The sequence below is a fragment of the Mesorhizobium sp. WSM4935 genome (assembly GCF_029625735.1).
Lineage (GTDB): Bacteria > Pseudomonadota > Alphaproteobacteria > Rhizobiales > Rhizobiaceae > Mesorhizobium.
In genome coordinates, this window is record NZ_JARTVR010000003.1 from 611,117 (window position 1) to 627,286 (window position 16,170).

The window sequence follows — 16,170 nt, forward strand, 5'->3', positions numbered from 1 at the left end:
AGCTTGGCAGGAGGCCCAAATGAACCTCACGACGCACAAGAAATTCAAAGGCGATCGTTTGATGCCCTGGGGCAAGGGCACGGTCGTCTCGGACGCGAAGGGATATGTTTTTCTGTCCGGCAACACCGCCACAGTCGACGACTACGATCCGTCGAAGCACCAGGGCGGCGCTGTCGGCGACGCGGCAACGCAGTGGCGCGAAATCCTTGCGAACATCAAGTCGGACCTGGAGGAACTTGGCAGCTCGCTCGATCACCTGGTCAAGGTGACGTTCTACGTCAAAGGGCCTTTTCCTTCCGGCGGCGTTCTCAGCTCACCCAATTTTCGTCTGGACGTGTTGGATGAATTCTTCGCCGAACATTGCCCGAAGCACTGCAGTTACAACAATCCGCCGCCATCGGAGGTGATCGGGGTCGCCGCCCTGGCGCAGCCTGATCTTGTTGTCGAGCTTGTCGTCATCGCGGCGTTGCCGGACTGAGCCGAAGCGCCGCGAGCTGGTCAGGCCGAGGCGCGCGCCTCGGCAAGCGCCTTGAGGTCGGCGGGCTTCAATTCGACGGATTCGCCGCAACCGCAGGCCGAGCTCTGGTTCGGATTCTTGAAGGTGAAGCCGGTGCGCAGCGTCGTCTGCTCGAAATCCATCTCGGTGCCGAACAGGAAGAGCGCGGCTTCCGGCGCAACATAGACATGCGCGCCGTCACGCTCGATATGATCATCCTTGGGATTGGGCTCGGTCACCAGATCGATCGTGTATTCCATGCCGGCGCAGCCGCCCTTCTTGATGCCGAGGCGGATGCCATGCGCGTTCTCGCGCGTGGCGACGATCTCGCGCACGCGGTCGGCGGCCTTGTCGGTCATCGTGATGACGGCGAAGCGTCCCATGCTTTTCCTTCTCCATTCCATGCAGGTTCAAGGCCTGCCGAATGATTCTCACCTAAAATGGTGAAGTTTTACAACTGACGCAAGGGCACCGGCCTCAATACCAGCCCACCGCCACCTGCGCCTCTTCCGACATGCGGTCCGGCGTCCATGGCGGGTCGAACACCATTGAGACCTCGACGCCGGACACGCCTTCGACGGCGCCGACGGCATTCTCGACCCATCCGGGCATTTCGCCTGCCACCGGGCAACCCGGCGCGGTTAGCGTCATGTCGATCTTGACCGAACGGTCGTCTTCTATGTCGATCTTGTAGACCAGGCCGAGCTCATAGATATCGGCCGGGATTTCCGGGTCGTAGACCGTCTTCAGTGCCGAAACGATGTCGTCGGTCAGCCGCGCCAGCTCGTCGGCGGGGATAGCCGAGGCCGAGACGATGCCGTTGCCGGCGGTTTCCGGAACAGTCTCTGCGGTCGCGCTCACATCGTCCATGATCATCACCCGAAGAACTTTCGCGCCTTTTCCAGCGCCTCGGCCAAAGCGTCGACTTCGGCCCTGGTATTATACATGCCGAACGATGCCCTGCATGTGGAGGTGACACCGAAGCGTTTCAACAGCGGCTGGGCGCAATGGGTGCCCGCGCGGACCGCGACGCCCTGCCGGTCGATCACCATCGACACATCATGGGCATGGATACCCTGCAGTTCGAACGAGATGATGGCACCCTTGCCCGGTGCGTCGCCGAAGATGCGCAGCGAGTTGATCGCCCGCAGCCGCTCATGCGCGTAGGCCTTGAGATCCGCCTCGTGTGCCGCAATGCGCTCGCGGCCGACCTTTTCCATATAGTCCAGCGCCGCGCCCAGGCCGATCGCCTGCACGATCGGCGGCGTGCCGGCCTCGAAGCGGTGCGGCGGCTCGTTATAGGTGACGATGTCCTCCGTCACCTCCTCGATCATCTCGCCGCCGCCCATGAAGGGCCGCATCTCTTCTAGCCTGTCCTTCTTGCCGTAGAGCACGCCGATTCCCGACGGGCCGTAGACCTTGTGTCCGGTGAAGACGAAGAAATCGCAGTCGAGGGCCTGCACGTCGATCGGCATGTGGACCGCGCTCTGGCTGCCGTCGACGAGGACGGGAATTCCACGCGAATGCGCGATGCGCACGATCTCCTTGATCGGCGTCACCGTGCCGAGCGCATTGGACATCTGGGTGATGGCGACGAGTTTCGTGCGCGAGGTCAGCCGCTTTTCGAATTCCTCGATATGGAAGGCGCCGAGATCGTCGACCGGCACCCAGACGAGCTTGGCGCCCTGCCGCTCGCGGATGAAATGCCAGGGCACGATGTTGGAGTGGTGCTCCATGATCGACAGCACGATCTCGTCGCCTTCGCCGATTCGCGGCATGCCCCAGCCATAGGCGACCGTGTTGATCGCCGAGGTGGTGTTGGAGGTGAAGACGATGTTGTCCATGCTCGGCGCATTCAGAAACCGCTGCACCGACTTGCGCGCATTCTCATAGGCGTCGGTCGCGGCGTTCGACAGGAAATGAAGGCCGCGATGGACGTTGGCATATTCTTGGGAATAGGCGTGCTGGATGGTGTCGAGCACCACCTGCGGCTTCTGCGCTGAAGCGCCATTGTCGAGATAGACCAGCGGCTTGCCATAGACCTGGCGCGACAGGATCGGGAAATCGCGGCGGATCGCCTCGACGTCATAGGGGGTGGTTTCGATCTTCTGGTCCATCACAAGCTCTTCCGAGGCAACGCCTCACTCCGTCCAGCACCCCTCATCCGTCTCGGCGCTGCGCGCCGATCCACCTTCTCCCACAAGGGGAGAAGGTCTGGCGCTATCCGTGCGTCGAAAACCAGCCGTCGAGCCGCTCTTCGAGCGCCTCGACCAACGCCTCGTCGTCCAATTCCTCGATCACTTCGGCCACGAATGCCTTCACCAGAAGGCCCCGTGCCGACTTTTCGTCGATGCCGCGCGCCATCAGGTAGAACAGATGGTTGTGGTCGATCTCGGTGACGGTGGCGCCGTGGCCGCAGACGACGTCATCGGCGAAGATCTCCAGCTCCGGCTTGGTCGAGAACTCGCCGTCATCCGACAGGAGCAGCGTATTGCAGGCCATCTTGGCGTTGGTCTTCTGCGCGTATTGGTGCACGTTGATGCGGCCCTGGAAGACGCCGCGCGCCTTGCCTGTCACGACGTTTCGCATCACTTCCGTCGAGGTAGTATGTGGCACGGCGTGATCGAGCACCATGGTGGTGTCGGTATGCGTGTCGCCGGCGAGAAGATTGATGCCGCGCAATTTGAAATCGGCGCCCTCGCCCGTCGTCCTGACAACGACCTCCTGGCGCACCAGCCTGCCGCCGGCATTCATCACGAACAGCGTCAGCTTTGCGTCCTTGCCGATATGCGCCTTGAACTGCGCGAGATGCGTGGCCGTGTCCGGCTGCTCCTGCACGATCAGCCAGGTCACTTCCGCGCCGTCGCCGACCACAAGCTGGCTGACCGAGCTGACGAGCGCCTCTTCGCCCTCACCGGTCTGGCGTTCAAGGATAATCGCCTTGGCCCCAGCCCCGACACGCGCAAGGAGCCGCACATGCGATTGGCCGCCGGCCTGCAGGTTCTGCAATTCGACCGGCTTTTCCAATTTGGCACCCTCGGCGATGTCGACAAAATAGCCGTCGGCGACGAAGGCGGTGTTGAGCGCGCCGATCGCGTCGTCGCTGCCATAGGGATCGAGCCCCGGCGCGACACTGCCGTCGGTGAGCTTTTCCGACACGCGCTGCACCGTGACGCCTTCGATCTCCGGCAGTTTCGTCTGCGAGACGCCGTTCAGCACCGGAAGCACCGCAGAGCCTTCAAGAACCGGCGCAAGCGCCTTTGTGACGGCGCCGGCCTCGAACGCCGGCACCTTGGTCAGCAGCCGGCGCAGATCCGTGTAGTGCCAGGATTCGACGCGCCGCGTCGGCAGGCCGTGCTTGATCGCCTCGATCGCGTCGTCGCGCTTGACCATCACCGCGCCGTCGCCAGGCAGCAGAGACAGCCGCTCGCCGAAGGCATCGATCAGCGCCGTCTCGGCCAAGGTCCGCTGGGGCTGTGCGTGCATGTTCATGACTTTCGCCTCGACTGCTGCCATCTCACGCGGCTTCACCGATCACGCCGGCATAACCATTGGCCTCGAGGTCGAGCGCCAGCGACTTGTCGCCCGACTTGATAACCTGCCCCTTGTAGAGCACGTGCACCGAGTCCGGCACGATGTGCTCGAGCAGACGCTGATAGTGGGTGATGACGACGATGGCGCGGTCCGGCGAACGCAGCGCGTTGACGCCGTCCGAGACGATCTTCAGCGCGTCGATGTCGAGGCCGGAATCGGTCTCGTCGAGCACGCAGAGCCTTGGTTCTAAGAGCTTCATCTGCAGGATCTCGGCGCGCTTCTTCTCGCCGCCCGAGAAGCCGACATTGAGCGGCCGCTTCAGCATGTTCATGTCCATGTTGAGGGAGGCGGCGGCTTCCTTCACGCGCTTGAGGAACTCCGGCACCTTCAGTGGCTCCTCGCCGCGCGCCTTGCGCTGCTCGTTCATCGCCACTTTCAGGAATTCCATGGTCGCCACGCCCGGTATCTCCATCGGATACTGGAAGGCGAGGAAGATGCCGGCGGTGGCGCGCTCGGCCGGATCCATCTCCAGGATCGACTGGCCATTATAGAGGATGTCACCCTCGGTCACCTCATAGTCCTCGCGGCCGGCAAGGATATAGGACAGCGTCGACTTGCCCGAGCCGTTCGGCCCCATAATGGCGGCGACTTCGCCGGCTTTCACCGTCAGGTCCAGGCCGCGGATGATCTCGGTGCCGTCATCGACGATGCGGGCATGGAGGTTCTTGATCTCAAGCATTCTTTTCTTTCCTGAATATCTTGTCCGGTCAGCCGACCGAGCCCTCGAGGCTGATACCGATCAGCTTCTGCGCCTCGACCGCGAATTCCATCGGCAGCTGCTGGATGACATCCTTGACGAAGCCGTTGACGATCAGCGCGATCGCCTCCTCCTCGGGGATGCCGCGCTGCATGACGTAGAACTTCTGATCCTCGGAGATCTTCGACGTCGTCGCTTCGTGCTCGAACTTCGCCGTCGCGTTCTTGGCTTCCATGTAAGGCACGGTGTGCGCGCCGCACTGGTCGCCGATCAGAAGCGAGTCGCAATTGGTGAAGTTGCGCGCGTTGGTCGCCTTGCGATGCGCCGAGACCTGGCCGCGATAGGTGTTCTGCGAAAAGCCGGCGGCGATGCCCTTGGAGATGATCCGGCTCGACGTGTTCTTGCCGAGGTGGATCATCTTGGTGCCGCTATCGACCTGCTGATAGCCGTTCGAGACCGCGATCGAATAGAACTCGCCCGAGGAGTCGTCGCCGCGCAGGATGCAGCTCGGATATTTCCAGGTGATGGCCGAGCCGGTCTCGACCTGCGTCCACGAGATCTTCGAGCGGTCGCCGCGGCAGTCGCCGCGCTTGGTGACGAAATTGTAGATGCCACCCTTGCCCTCGGCGTCGCCGGGATACCAGTTCTGCACCGTCGAATATTTGATCTCGGCATCGTCGAGCGCGATCAGCTCGACCACCGCGGCATGCAGCTGGTTCTCGTCGCGCTGCGGCGCCGTGCAGCCTTCGAGATAGGAGACGTAAGCCCCCTCCTCGGCGATGATCAGCGTGCGCTCGAACTGGCCGGTGTTCTTCTCGTTGATGCGGAAATAGGTCGACAGCTCCATCGGGCAGCGCACGCCCTTGGGCACGAAGACGAACGAGCCGTCGGTGAACACCGCCGAATTCAGCGTCGCGTAGAAATTGTCCGAGGTCGGCACGACCGAGCCGAGATATTTCTGCACCAGCTCCGGATGCTCGCGGATCGCTTCCGAGATCGAGCAGAATATCACGCCCGCCTTGGCGAGCTCTTCCTTGAAGGTGGTGACCACCGAGACGGAATCGAACACGGCGTCGACCGCGACGCGGCCGGACTTGTAGACGTTGTCGCCGATCTCGTCCTCGTCCGTTACCGCGGGCTTCTGCACCCCGGCCAGGATTTCCTGCTCCTTGAGCGGAATGCCGAGCTTTTCGTAGACCTTGAGCAGTTCAGGATCGACCTCGCTCAGCGACTTCGGCCCCGGCGTGCTCTTCGGCGCGGCGTAATAGTGAATGTCCTGGAAGTCGATCTTCGGATAGTGGACACGCGCCCAGGTCGGCTCTTCCAGCGTCAGCCAGCGGCGATAGGCCCCCAGACGCCATTCCAGCATCCAGTCCGGCTCGCCCTTCTTCTCCGAGATCAAGCGAATGATGTCCTCGCTAAGGCCCTTGGGGGCCTTGTCCATCTCGATCTCTGTCTGGAATCCGTATTTATACTGGTCGACGTCGATCTTTCGGACTCGATCGATCGTCTCCTGCACAGCAGGCATAAGCGTTCTCCATCCACGCCGGGGTCAAGGCCCGGCAGTTTTCAAACTATGGCACCGCTGTATCGCGTCCCGGCGGGGGGGGGTGCGCAGCGGAGTAAGCTCCATATAGTGCGTGTCCGCCGGAAATTCACCCGGCCAGGACAAAACGCACGGCTCTACCAGGCCATAAGGCCTGAATTCGTCTTCGAGCAGCGGAAATCCGAGAACCGCAAGGCGTTTCTCGCTCCGTTGCCTTGCCGCTGTCAGGCGGCTTCTTCCTTGCCCGCGCGGCGCGCGACGATGCCGGCCAGCGCCGCCCGGAAGGCCGCGATATCCTCGGGGCCGGTCGCGCGGCCGATCGAGACGCGCAAGGCGCCGAGGCTGTCGCCATGGCCCATGGCCTTCAGCACATGGCTTTGCCCGACCTTTCCCGACGAGCAGGCCGAGCCCGCCGACAGAGCGACGCCGGCAAGATCGAAAGCAATCTGCGCCGTCTCGGCCTTGACGCCGGGAATAGCGAAGAATGTCGTGTTGGCAAGCCTTTGAGCGCTATTTCCGAAGATTTCCGCGTCGGGCGCCAATTCGGCCACGATGGCCTCGATCTCGTCGCGCCGGCGCGCGATGGCCCCCATCTCGGCGAGACCCGCCAGTGCGACCCGCGCGGCGGCGCCGAAACCGGCAATCCCGGCGACGTTTTCCGTGCCCGCGCGATGGCCCTTCTCCTGGCCGCCGCCATTGACCAGCGGCCGCGGCATCATCAGGTCGGACGCGGCGACGATCGCGCCGACGCCCTTAGGTCCGCCCATCTTGTGCGAGGACAGGATCAGATAATCGGCATAAGGGCCTGACATATCGATCGGAATCCGCCCGGCGGCCTGCACGGCGTCGACGACCAGCACCCCGCCGGCGGCCTTGACGATTTCACCGATGCGACCGACCGGCTGGATGACGCCGGTCTCGTTGTTGGCGGCGTGGATCGCCACCAGCGGCAGGCCCGAGGCCGTGTCATGCGCAGCGAGCGCGGCGGCAAGCGCGTCGAGATCGGCAATGCCGTTGCGATCGACGCCGATTCTCGTCACCTGCGCCGCCGCGAAGCGTCCGCCATTCAGGACGCATGGGTGGTCGGCGGCGGAGACGTAGAGATGGCTCATGCGGATGGTGCCGCGTCCCATCTGCCAGTCGGGCGTAAGCAGCATCGAGGCGGCCTCGGTGGCGCCGGAGGTGAAGACGACATGCTCGGGCCTGGCATTGACCAGCCGCGCCACGTCGCGGCGCGCATCCTCTATCAGGCGGCGCGAGGCGCGCCCTTCGGTGTGGACCGATGACGGGTTGGCGGCGTCGAGCGCTGCGACCATCGCCGCGCGCGCTTCCGCAATGAGCGGCGCGCTGGCGTTGTAGTCGAGATAGGCGCGGGGTGCGGCCATTTTCGCTCAGTTCGTCCTTCCGCCAACTATCCCGCGAGGATAGCGCGTTATTTCCTTGAAATTGCAAGGCAAGCCGTCCTATCTACCCGGCTTGCGGCGCGGGCGGCCGGACCATCGGGTTTCGGCCTCCCAGTTTTGAACAATTCTAAACTAGCTTCTAGGAAGACGCTCGCCCGGCGTCAAGGCCACAGAAGGTTTGGGGCCGCAGGACAGTTAGGGCCGAAAGAGTTCCGGGCTAGCGCATTCATATGCCACGTGGAGTATTTTATGCCTGAGGTCATTTTCGCCGGTCCGGCTGGTCGCTTGGAGGGACGTTATCAGCCCTCGAAGGAAAAGAGCGCCCCGATCGCCATCGTGCTGCACCCGCACCCGCAATTCGGCGGCACGATGAACAACAAGATTGTCTACGACCTCTTCTACATGTTCCAGAAGCGCGATTTCACGGTGCTGCGCTTCAATTTCCGCGGCATCGGCCGCAGCCAGGGCGAGTTCGACCACGGCACCGGCGAATTGTCGGACGCGGCCGCGGCGCTCGACTGGGTGCAGTCGCTGCATCCGGATTCCAAGAGCTGCTGGGTCGCCGGCTACTCCTTCGGCTCGTGGATCGGCATGCAGCTTCTGATGCGCCGGCCGGAGATCGAGGGCTTCATCTCGGTCGCGCCGCAGCCCAACACCTATGATTTCTCCTTCCTGGCGCCTTGCCCGTCGTCCGGCCTGATCATCCATGGCGATGCCGACAAGGTGGCGCCGCCCAAGGACGTGCAGGGCCTGGTCGATAAGCTGCACACGCAAAAGGGCATCACCATCACCCAGAAGACGCTGCCGGGCGCCAATCATTTCTTCGCCAACGACACCGAGCAGCTGATCCAGGAATGCGCCGATTATCTCGACCGGCGCCTGGCCGGCGAGCTCGCAGATCCGAGGCCGAAGCGCCTGCGCTAAGCACGGCAGGCTGCCGGTCCAGGCGCCCTAAGGAACTCGGTCGACGCCGATCCCGGCGGCCTCGACCGGGCCGGCCGTCGAAATCCTGCCTTTCGGCGCGCGGAACGGTCCCAGCCGGAATGTCCGTTTGCGCACCGGCAGTTTCGAGCTTGTCTGGCCGAAGATGAAACCCAGCCGGGCAAACACCAGACCCGAAACCACCGCGAAAGCCAGCCCAAGGCCGAAGCCCGCGACCGTGTCACTCGGATAATGCGCGCCGACGAAGACGCGTGTCGAAGCGATGCAGGCGGTGACCGCCAGCGCGACATACCAGCGCCGCGGGAATAACAGCAGCAGGATGCCGAAGACCGCGCCCATTGTCGTGGCATGACCGGACGGAAAGCCGGCAAAGCGCGCGTCCATGGCGAAAGGATGCAGCGACAGGACCCCGAAACTGTCGAAATAAAGCGGCCGCGCCCGGCCGATGCCGTATTTCAGCACGTTGACCGCCAGACCGGAGAGGCCGACGGCGCAGAGCACCAGGAAGGCGAAGCAGGTCCAGTTGTAGACGATCATCCGGCTTTGCCGGGACAGGCCGCGCCAATCCGTCAGATTGGCCGCGACGAGGCAGAGCGCCGCCGGAATGAGATACCAGCCGCCCAGCCCGAATTGCGTGAAGAAATCGGTGAAGCGCGCGAAGCCGGGTGACCATTCGCCGCGCATCTCGCCCGCGCCGGCGTCGAAGCGCAGGAAGGTCGCAACGATGAGCAGCGCCCAAGCTATGAGCCAGACGCTCCATAGAATTCTCGGATAGCGCGCGGGCCGCACGGCAAAGCGTCGGCTCACGATCGCAATCGTGTCGCGAAAATTGCCGAGCGAGCGGCGGTAAAGGACAAGGGGCGCGATCGACATGGCTTTAGTGCTTATAGGGGCGTTCGACGTCCGTTGCTATTCATCACGGCGCCACCCGGTAAAGCCCGAGCGACAGCTTGTCTCCTGACGAATAGTTGATGCCGTCGATCTCCGTCAGCCGCTTCGCCGATTTGCCCTGCGTGGTCAGGACATCGGCAAGCTTCTGCTCGTCCTTGATGGGCGCCAGTCCAAGCGCGCAGGAGGGATCGTCAAGCAGATGCCGCGCCACGCCCTCGACATCGGTAAGGACGGTCTTGGTGCCGACCAGGAAGACCAGGCTCGGCTCCTGGAATTTCGCCGAGGCAAGCACGGTGGTGTCGCAAAGCCGATTGGCGTCGACAGCGGCCTTGACGGCGGGACTCAGCCAAATCGGCTTCAGCGACGGCGCGATGACGCCGAACAGCAGGCTGAAGGTGATGCCGGCACCGACCGCGATCGCGGCGATGCGCGGAAGCGGCACCTGCAATTGCCGCGGGAAGGCAAGATAGCCGGTGACCAGAGCGGCGATCGCCGCCGGTATGCTCCACCAGGAGAAGGCCTTTGCCAGATAAAGCGGCGCGCCGACGCAGACCACGGCAAGGCCGATCGCCACCACGGCAAGGCCGAAGGCTGTCGCCCACCACAACCATGTCTGCCAGCGCTTGAGCGGCGCGTTGGCCTTGTCGGCCGGCAAGGTGAGCAGCCAGCCGATCAGGAGCGCCATGCCCGGATAGGCCGGCATCACATAATGCGGCAGCTTGGTCGGGATCGCCTCGAACACCAGCCAGAACGGGATGTACCAGGCCAGACAGAAACGCAGCCGCGGATCGTCCCAGAACCGGTTGATCGCCTGCAGTCCGGCGCCGACCGCGATCAGCCCGAACGGCCACATGAACAGCGAATAGGTGAGCATATAGAAGCCGGGCGGCAGGCCGTGCGATTCCTCGCCCTGCGCCACCTTGTTCAGCATGTCCTTGCCGACCGCCTCCTGGAAGAAGGCGCCGCCGCTCTTCCAGGTAATGAGGATCAGCCAGGGCAAGACGATGGCCAGCACGATGCCGATGCCGCGCACCAGCTTCATCTTTGTGAGCCAGCGCCAGTCGCGGTCGAAGGCAAAGAGCGCAGCGGCCGTCAGCAGTGACAAGAGTGGCGAGACTGGCCCCTTGATGAGGATGCCCAAGCCTTGCGCAATCCAGAAGATCCACGGCAAATGCCCGGGTACCGGCTCGTTGCGCTTTGCCGCTAGATAGACCTGCGCCAGCGCGCCTTGCGCTATCACGCAGCAGGCGAGAAGCATAGCGTCGGTCTTGGCGTCGCGCCCCTCGAAGGCAGTGGCGAAGATCGCCGCCATCATCAGGCCGGCGGCCAGCCCGGCATTAGCGCCGAAGAGCTTTGTCCCGGTCCAGCCGATGCCGACCACCGCCAGCGCTATGCCCAGCATCGAGACGAGGCGATAAACCCAGATCGGCGCCGCCGCCCCCTCGCCGCTCAACGCGACCGCCGCGGACTGCAGCCAGTAGATGCCGATCGGCTTCTTGTAGCGTGAAACATCCTGCAGGCGGATGTCGACGTAGTCGCCCGTCTCGACCATCTGCTTGGTCGCCTGGACGAAGCGGGATTCGTCGCGGTCGACAGGCGGCAGGCTGGCCAGCCCGCCGACCGTCATGATGATGCTGAACAGAAAGAGGAAGAGGTAGTTCCTGTTCATCGCGGGAGCTCGTCCGATCTGAAACTGCGGGATGGCCCCGTCGCGGCGCGTGGGCGCCTGTCTTTGCGCGGCGCTTCATTACGCTAGCAAAAAGGGTGAAGCAAGGATGCCCGGGCGCCGCATCCAATCCATCGCAAAAACCGGAAACCACTTTTGCTAACGGCGCGTGGATGCTAAACGCGCGCCTTTCATACCAAGCTTGGCTGAATGCCTGGCGATCTCCAGGAAGAGAAAATGTCCGCCTTCAAATCCGATTTCCTGCGCATCATGAGCGAGCGCGGCTTCATCCACCAGATTTCGGATGAATCCGCTCTGGACCGGCTTTTCGCCAAGGAAACGGTCAGCGCCTATATCGGCTTCGACGCCACGGCCAAGAGCCTGCATGCCGGATCGCTGATCCAGATCATGATGCTGCACTGGCTGCAGCAGACGGGCCACCGGCCGATCGCGCTGATGGGCGGTGGCACCTCGATGATCGGTGATCCCTCCTTCAAGGACGAAGCGCGCAAGCTGCTGACGCCGGAGGACATCGAGAGCAATCTTGCCGGCATCCGCCGCAATTTCGCGCCGTACCTCAAATTCGGCAGTGGCGCCGGCGACGCGATCATGATCAACAACGCCGACTGGCTAATGCAGATCAACTATGTCAACTTCCTGCGCGATGTCGGCCGGCACTTCTCGGTCAACCGGATGCTCGCCTTCGATAGCGTCAAGCTCAGGCTCGACCGCGAGCAGTCGCTGTCCTTCCTCGAATTCAATTACATGATCCTGCAGGCCTACGACTTCGTCGAGCTCTACAAGCGCGTGGGCTGCCGGCTGCAGATGGGCGGTTCGGACCAGTGGGGCAACATCGTCAACGGCATCGATCTCGGCCATCGTATGGAGGGCGTGCAGCTCTTCGCCATGACCACGCCGCTGCTCACCACCTCGTCCGGCGCCAAGATGGGCAAGTCGGCCTCGGGCGCGGTCTGGCTCGATGGCGACATGCTGAGCCCCTACGAGTTCTGGCAGTACTGGCGCAACACCGAGGACGCCGATGTCGGGCGCTTCCTGAAACTCTACACGACGCTGCCGCTCGGCGAGGTGGCGCGCCTCGAAAAGCTCGGCGGCTCGGAGATCAACGAGGCGAAGAAGATCCTCGCCACCGAGATTACCGCCATGCTGCACGGACGCGACGCGGCCGAGACTGCAAGCGAGACGGCGCGCAAGACCTTCGAGGAAGGCGCGCTCGCCGACACGCTGCCCAGCATCGAGGTGGCCAAATCGGACCTCGAAGCCGGGATCGGCATCCTGGCGCTGTTCGTGAGCGCCGGTCTGGCCGGCTCGAACGGTGAAGCGCGCCGGCATATCCAGGGCGGCGCGGTGCGCGTGAACGACCAGCCGCTGACCGACGACCGGCGCGTCGTCACGGTTGAGGACCTCGGCCCGGAAGGCGTCGTGAAGCTTTCGCTCGGCAAGAAGAAGCATGTACTGGTGCGGCCGAGCTGATCGGCCGCATCTTATTGCGCATTTTGGGATGGCTGTTGCCTGTACTCGAAGATCGAGCGGAATATGCCTGGCGCCACCACCGATAGCGGATTGATGTTGAGCGTCGGCTTGTTGGCGTTGCCGCGCAGCCGGTAGGTGACGCCGATCAGGCCGCGGTCGCGCCCATTGCCGAGCAGCGGCCCGAACAGCGGCAGTTCGCCGAAGATGCGATTGAGACCATAGACCGGCATGAAGGTCCCGGTCATGTCCATGTTGTTGTTCGGATCGTAGAGCGTGCCCTGGAAGGTCGTGCCGATGCGTGGGCCGCGCAGCAGGCCGTTCGCCAGTTTCAGATAGCCGGAGCCCTTGTCGATCTCGGCGAAGCCGCGCTCGAACTGCACCCTGGACGTATCGATGTTGCCTTTGACGGCCTCGTTCAGGCTGCGCGTATCGCCGGCCGGAGTGGTCGACACGATCGAGGCGAGCTTTGGCTCGTTGACGATATAGAAATTGCGGGCATCCACCTGCCCCTTCATCGGTCCGTCGGCGGAGCCCGAGAGCGACAGCGTGATCGCGCCGCCTTCCATATGCTCGTAGACGTTGAGGAACCGCAGGATCGCGCCGGCATCGGCGGACTTCACCCTGAGCACGCGGCCGCCTTCGCTGGCGGTGTTGTTGATCGTGATCGCCGCGCCGGAGCTTGCAGCGGCGGTGACGTTGAGCCCGTTCACGCGCGATCCGGCAGCGCTGTATTTGAGCTTGAGATTGGAGAGCACCTCGTCATGGAAGCCGGTCAGCGATGCCACGTCGGCGCTCACCGAGACGGCGTCGCTGCCCGCGCCCTTCGTCGCAGTGTCGACATCCGAGGTGAACTGCTTGATCAGCGAGCGGGCGTCGAGCGACGCGCCGCTGACGTCGACGGCATAACTCTTGCCCGAGCGCTTCACCGAAACGGCGACGTCGTCGCCGCGGTTCAACGAAACCTTGCTGAAGCGGGCCGTGGATAACGCGCCGTTGACCAAGGTCACATTGCCGTCAATGGAAAAGCTCTTGCCGTCGAGATCGAAATCCGACAGCGTGGTGGTGCCGCCGGATTTCGCCATGTTGAACGCGACCTTCGCGGGAATGCCGGCGCCCTTGCTCCAGCCCGCCCAGGGAATGTCGAGCCTGGCATTGGTCAGGTCCGCCGAAACCTGCTGGGCGCCCTCGCCGCTCTTGTCGATCGCCACCTTGATGGTCCCCGAAAGCAGGTCCGACAGGCCGGGCATGCTGGCATTGCGCGTCTTGTCGTCTAGGACCAGCACAACCTTGCGGCTGCGCGCCGGTCCGTCATCGGCGAGCGGCTCGACCAGATCGAGCTCGGCCGGAATGCCGTTGAGCTTGGCCTCGGCGGAAATCACCGCCTGCTTCGGCCCGACGATGATCGAACCATTCGCCTCGGTGACCGTCTGGTCCTCGAAAGGCTTGGTCAGCGACAGGTCCTGATAGTCGAGCGAAACCAGCCAATCGAGCTTCGAGGTATCCATGCCTTTCGTCAGCGGGATGTCCGCCCTGACATGGCCGGTGACGGCGCCGGACAGGTCCTCGGGCGCCAGTCCGACATGGCGCATGGCGTTGATCGGCTCGTAGGAGGCAAGCTCGGCGATCGCCGGGGCCTCACCCGCGACGTCGATGTCGAGCCCGCCGACGACAATCGGCAGGTTCGCGTTCTTGATCGTCAACGTGCCGCCGCTTGCCGCAACGGTGCGGCCGCTCGGCATATAGACGCTGCCGGAGGAGAGCGCGATATCGACATCGTTGCCGTGGAAGGCAACGACGCCGACAGCGTCACGCACCGGCGGGATGCGCCCGGCGGTATCGAAGCGCGATCCTTCGATCTGGAAACGGCCGAACACTTCGTCGCCGGTCAGCGGCACGCCGTTGCCCAGGCGCCCCGGCACGACCTGGAACTGCAGATTGGCGTCGGTTACCGTGCCGCCGAACAAATTGCCCAGCACCCAAAGCCGCGCGTTGCGGGCCGAGAACCACGGCCACAATTGCTTGACGTGCGAGACCGGCATGTCGTGAACGTTGAGCGACAGCGATACTCCCGGCGGACCGTTGTCGACGAAGGACACCGTGGCGGCGCCCAGAACCTCGCCCGGTCCACCGGAGCGCACGCCGATCTGCTCTGCGACGAGCTTGCGGCTCTTCGGCTGGTAAATCCCGGCGATACGGGCCAGGAACTGAAGCGCAGGTTCCGGCGATTCCGAAGGCGCAAGCGTCGAGCCGTCGCTGGTGAGGTCATAGCGATAAGCGGGCTCCTCCCCGGCGACTGCCGGCTTCGGCCCGATTGATCCGGCAAAGTCGAAGCTGGAGCGGCCGCTCTTGATCAGCAGCCGGTCGACCGAGACCTTGTTCGAACCGGCCACCAGCGTGGCATCGGCATCGACATCGGTCGGTAGCAGCCCACGTTCGTCCAGGTCGAGCACCGAGCCGTTGAGCGAGAGCGACGCAGCCAGGCGCGACGGGGTGTCGCCCGACGCCTCCGAGCCCGAGAGCTTCAACGCGATCGAACCCAGTTTGGCGCCATCGGTCGCCGGGTCGGTTCCTGTCGAACTGTCCTCGCCCGGAGGGCCGGCTATCTCGAGTTTGGCATCCAGCGACGAAATGCGCCTTGCCGTCGCGTCCCGCGTCGCCGAGGCGATCAAAGTCGCGTGCCGGCCATCGATCTCGGCATCGTAGGAGAACTGCATGCTTCCCGTGCCGGTCTGCGCCGCGGTCGCCGAGGTCACGGTCACGCGCTTGACCAGCCCGGTGTCCGGCAGCTCGAACTCGACATTGCGCAGATCGATCTGGCGCATGGAGTCCTCGCGCACGGCATCTAGCGCGTCATTGACGCCTGAAAACACCGCCGCCGACACTTTCTCCGGGTCGACAAGGCCACCCTCGTTGCGCAGCGCCGCCGTCCAGTCGCCTTTGCCGGAGGGCATGGCGGCCATCACAATGTGGGCGTCGGAAAATCTGGCGCTGGTCAGCCGGACATCGCCGGAAAGCAGCGGCAAGAGGCGCATGCCGAAACGCACGCGCCCGATATCGGCCATAGGCTTGCCGTCGGCCGTCTTCAGGCTGACATCGTTCACCTGGAGGGCGACGAAGCTCGACCCGTCGAGCGTCAGCCGCGCCGCGCCGACGGCGACGTGGACATCGACGCCCGCCAGCTTTTCGATGGCGGTCTCCGCCTCGGCCCGGAGGCGCTCCGTGCCTATGCCCGAGGCCCCGAGGATGTAGACGCCTGCCGCCGCCAGGAGCACGAGCGCGCAAAGCCCGGCAAAGACACGACCGAGAATGCGAAAGCGCCGCCGCACCACCGCGCGGCCGAGCGGCGGCACGCTGCACGCGGACGGAAGCCTCGCCAGGTCGGTGATCTCGTCCCGCCTGAACCTGATCTTCTCGTGCTGCGGTTCTTCCTGATCCAAGCAATAT

The 16,170-nt window shown here is 63.9% G+C and carries 13 protein-coding genes; 3 read left to right on the forward strand and 10 right to left on the reverse strand.

The genetic code is table 11. The features are described 5' to 3' along the window. The first annotated feature begins 19 nt into the window (after positions 1-19). A complete protein-coding gene (locus P9273_RS11025; RefSeq protein WP_095765180.1) occupies positions 20-478 on the forward strand; it encodes a RidA family protein in 459 nt (152 codons plus the stop codon). Positions 479-498: 20 nt separating this feature from the next. On the opposite strand, the gene sufA is transcribed toward P9273_RS11025, so the two are convergent. The 7 genes from sufA to P9273_RS11060 form a co-directional block, all read right to left on the reverse strand. After that, the gene (gene sufA / locus P9273_RS11030; protein WP_278048915.1) at positions 499-879 is read right to left on the reverse strand and encodes a Fe-S cluster assembly scaffold SufA; all 381 of its coding nucleotides are present in this window, start codon (positions 877-879) and stop codon (positions 499-501) included. 94 nt (positions 880-973) lie between these two features. Then, positions 974-1,366 carry an SUF system Fe-S cluster assembly protein gene (locus tag P9273_RS11035; RefSeq protein ID WP_040995632.1) on the reverse strand — a complete coding sequence of 131 codons (393 nt, stop codon included), beginning with the start codon at positions 1,364-1,366 and terminating at the stop codon, positions 974-976. Positions 1,367-1,371: 5 nt separating this feature from the next. Further along, positions 1,372-2,613 carry a cysteine desulfurase gene (locus tag P9273_RS11040; RefSeq protein ID WP_278048916.1) on the reverse strand — a complete coding sequence of 414 codons (1,242 nt, stop codon included), beginning with the start codon at positions 2,611-2,613 and terminating at the stop codon, positions 1,372-1,374. A 103-nt stretch (positions 2,614-2,716) separates the two neighbouring features. Then, entirely contained in the window at positions 2,717-3,988 is a 1,272-nt protein-coding gene (gene sufD / locus P9273_RS11045) for a Fe-S cluster assembly protein SufD (RefSeq protein ID WP_278048917.1), read from the reverse strand. 25 nt (positions 3,989-4,013) lie between these two features. Then, positions 4,014-4,769 carry a Fe-S cluster assembly ATPase SufC gene (gene sufC, locus P9273_RS11050; RefSeq protein WP_278048918.1) on the reverse strand — a complete coding sequence of 252 codons (756 nt, stop codon included), beginning with the start codon at positions 4,767-4,769 and terminating at the stop codon, positions 4,014-4,016. Positions 4,770-4,797: 28 nt separating this feature from the next. After that, a complete protein-coding gene (sufB, locus tag P9273_RS11055; protein WP_278048919.1) occupies positions 4,798-6,315 on the reverse strand; it encodes a Fe-S cluster assembly protein SufB in 1,518 nt (505 codons plus the stop codon). Between the two features lie 242 nt (positions 6,316-6,557). Then, positions 6,558-7,718, reverse strand: coding sequence for a cysteine desulfurase family protein (locus tag P9273_RS11060; RefSeq protein WP_278048920.1), 1,161 nt, complete (start codon positions 7,716-7,718; stop codon positions 6,558-6,560). Positions 7,719-7,985: 267 nt separating this feature from the next. Here P9273_RS11060 and P9273_RS11065 point away from each other — a divergent pair, with 267 nt between their 5' ends. Then, entirely contained in the window at positions 7,986-8,660 is a 675-nt protein-coding gene (locus tag P9273_RS11065; protein ID WP_040981311.1) for an alpha/beta hydrolase, read from the forward strand. A 27-nt stretch (positions 8,661-8,687) separates the two neighbouring features. Here P9273_RS11065 and P9273_RS11070 read toward each other — a convergent pair whose 3' ends face one another. Together P9273_RS11070 and P9273_RS11075 are read right to left on the reverse strand one after the other, a co-directional pair. Continuing rightward, positions 8,688-9,551 carry a phosphatase PAP2 family protein gene (locus P9273_RS11070; protein WP_278048921.1) on the reverse strand — a complete coding sequence of 288 codons (864 nt, stop codon included), beginning with the start codon at positions 9,549-9,551 and terminating at the stop codon, positions 8,688-8,690. A gap of 43 nt (positions 9,552-9,594) precedes the next feature. Then, positions 9,595-11,238, reverse strand: coding sequence for an ArnT family glycosyltransferase (locus P9273_RS11075; RefSeq protein ID WP_278048922.1), 1,644 nt, complete (start codon positions 11,236-11,238; stop codon positions 9,595-9,597). A gap of 234 nt (positions 11,239-11,472) precedes the next feature. Here P9273_RS11075 and tyrS point away from each other — a divergent pair, with 234 nt between their 5' ends. Beyond that, a complete protein-coding gene (gene tyrS, locus P9273_RS11080) occupies positions 11,473-12,726 on the forward strand; it encodes a tyrosine--tRNA ligase (protein WP_278048923.1) in 1,254 nt (417 codons plus the stop codon). A gap of 11 nt (positions 12,727-12,737) precedes the next feature. Here tyrS and P9273_RS11085 read toward each other — a convergent pair whose 3' ends face one another. Beyond that, a complete protein-coding gene (locus tag P9273_RS11085; RefSeq protein ID WP_278048924.1) occupies positions 12,738-16,163 on the reverse strand; it encodes a YhdP family protein in 3,426 nt (1,141 codons plus the stop codon). Between the last annotated feature and the right edge of the window lie 7 nt (positions 16,164-16,170).

Coding starts and splice junctions, on each gene's coding strand:
- sufD (WP_278048917.1), bottom strand. CDS start 3,988: ATGAACATGCACGCACAGCCCCAGCGGACCTTGGCCGAGACGGCGCTG.
- P9273_RS11060 (WP_278048920.1), bottom strand. CDS start 7,718: ATGGCCGCACCCCGCGCCTATCTCGACTACAACGCCAGCGCGCCGCTC.
- sufA (WP_278048915.1), bottom strand. CDS start 879: ATGGGACGCTTCGCCGTCATCACGATGACCGACAAGGCCGCCGACCGC.
- tyrS (WP_278048923.1), top strand. CDS start 11,473: ATGTCCGCCTTCAAATCCGATTTCCTGCGCATCATGAGCGAGCGCGGC.
- P9273_RS11040 (WP_278048916.1), bottom strand. CDS start 2,613: ATGGACCAGAAGATCGAAACCACCCCCTATGACGTCGAGGCGATCCGC.
- P9273_RS11075 (WP_278048922.1), bottom strand. CDS start 11,238: ATGAACAGGAACTACCTCTTCCTCTTTCTGTTCAGCATCATCATGACG.
- P9273_RS11025 (WP_095765180.1), top strand. CDS start 20: ATGAACCTCACGACGCACAAGAAATTCAAAGGCGATCGTTTGATGCCC.
- P9273_RS11035 (WP_040995632.1), bottom strand. CDS start 1,366: ATGGACGATGTGAGCGCGACCGCAGAGACTGTTCCGGAAACCGCCGGC.
- sufB (WP_278048919.1), bottom strand. CDS start 6,315: ATGCCTGCTGTGCAGGAGACGATCGATCGAGTCCGAAAGATCGACGTC.
- P9273_RS11070 (WP_278048921.1), bottom strand. CDS start 9,551: ATGTCGATCGCGCCCCTTGTCCTTTACCGCCGCTCGCTCGGCAATTTT.
- P9273_RS11065 (WP_040981311.1), top strand. CDS start 7,986: ATGCCTGAGGTCATTTTCGCCGGTCCGGCTGGTCGCTTGGAGGGACGT.
- sufC (WP_278048918.1), bottom strand. CDS start 4,769: ATGCTTGAGATCAAGAACCTCCATGCCCGCATCGTCGATGACGGCACC.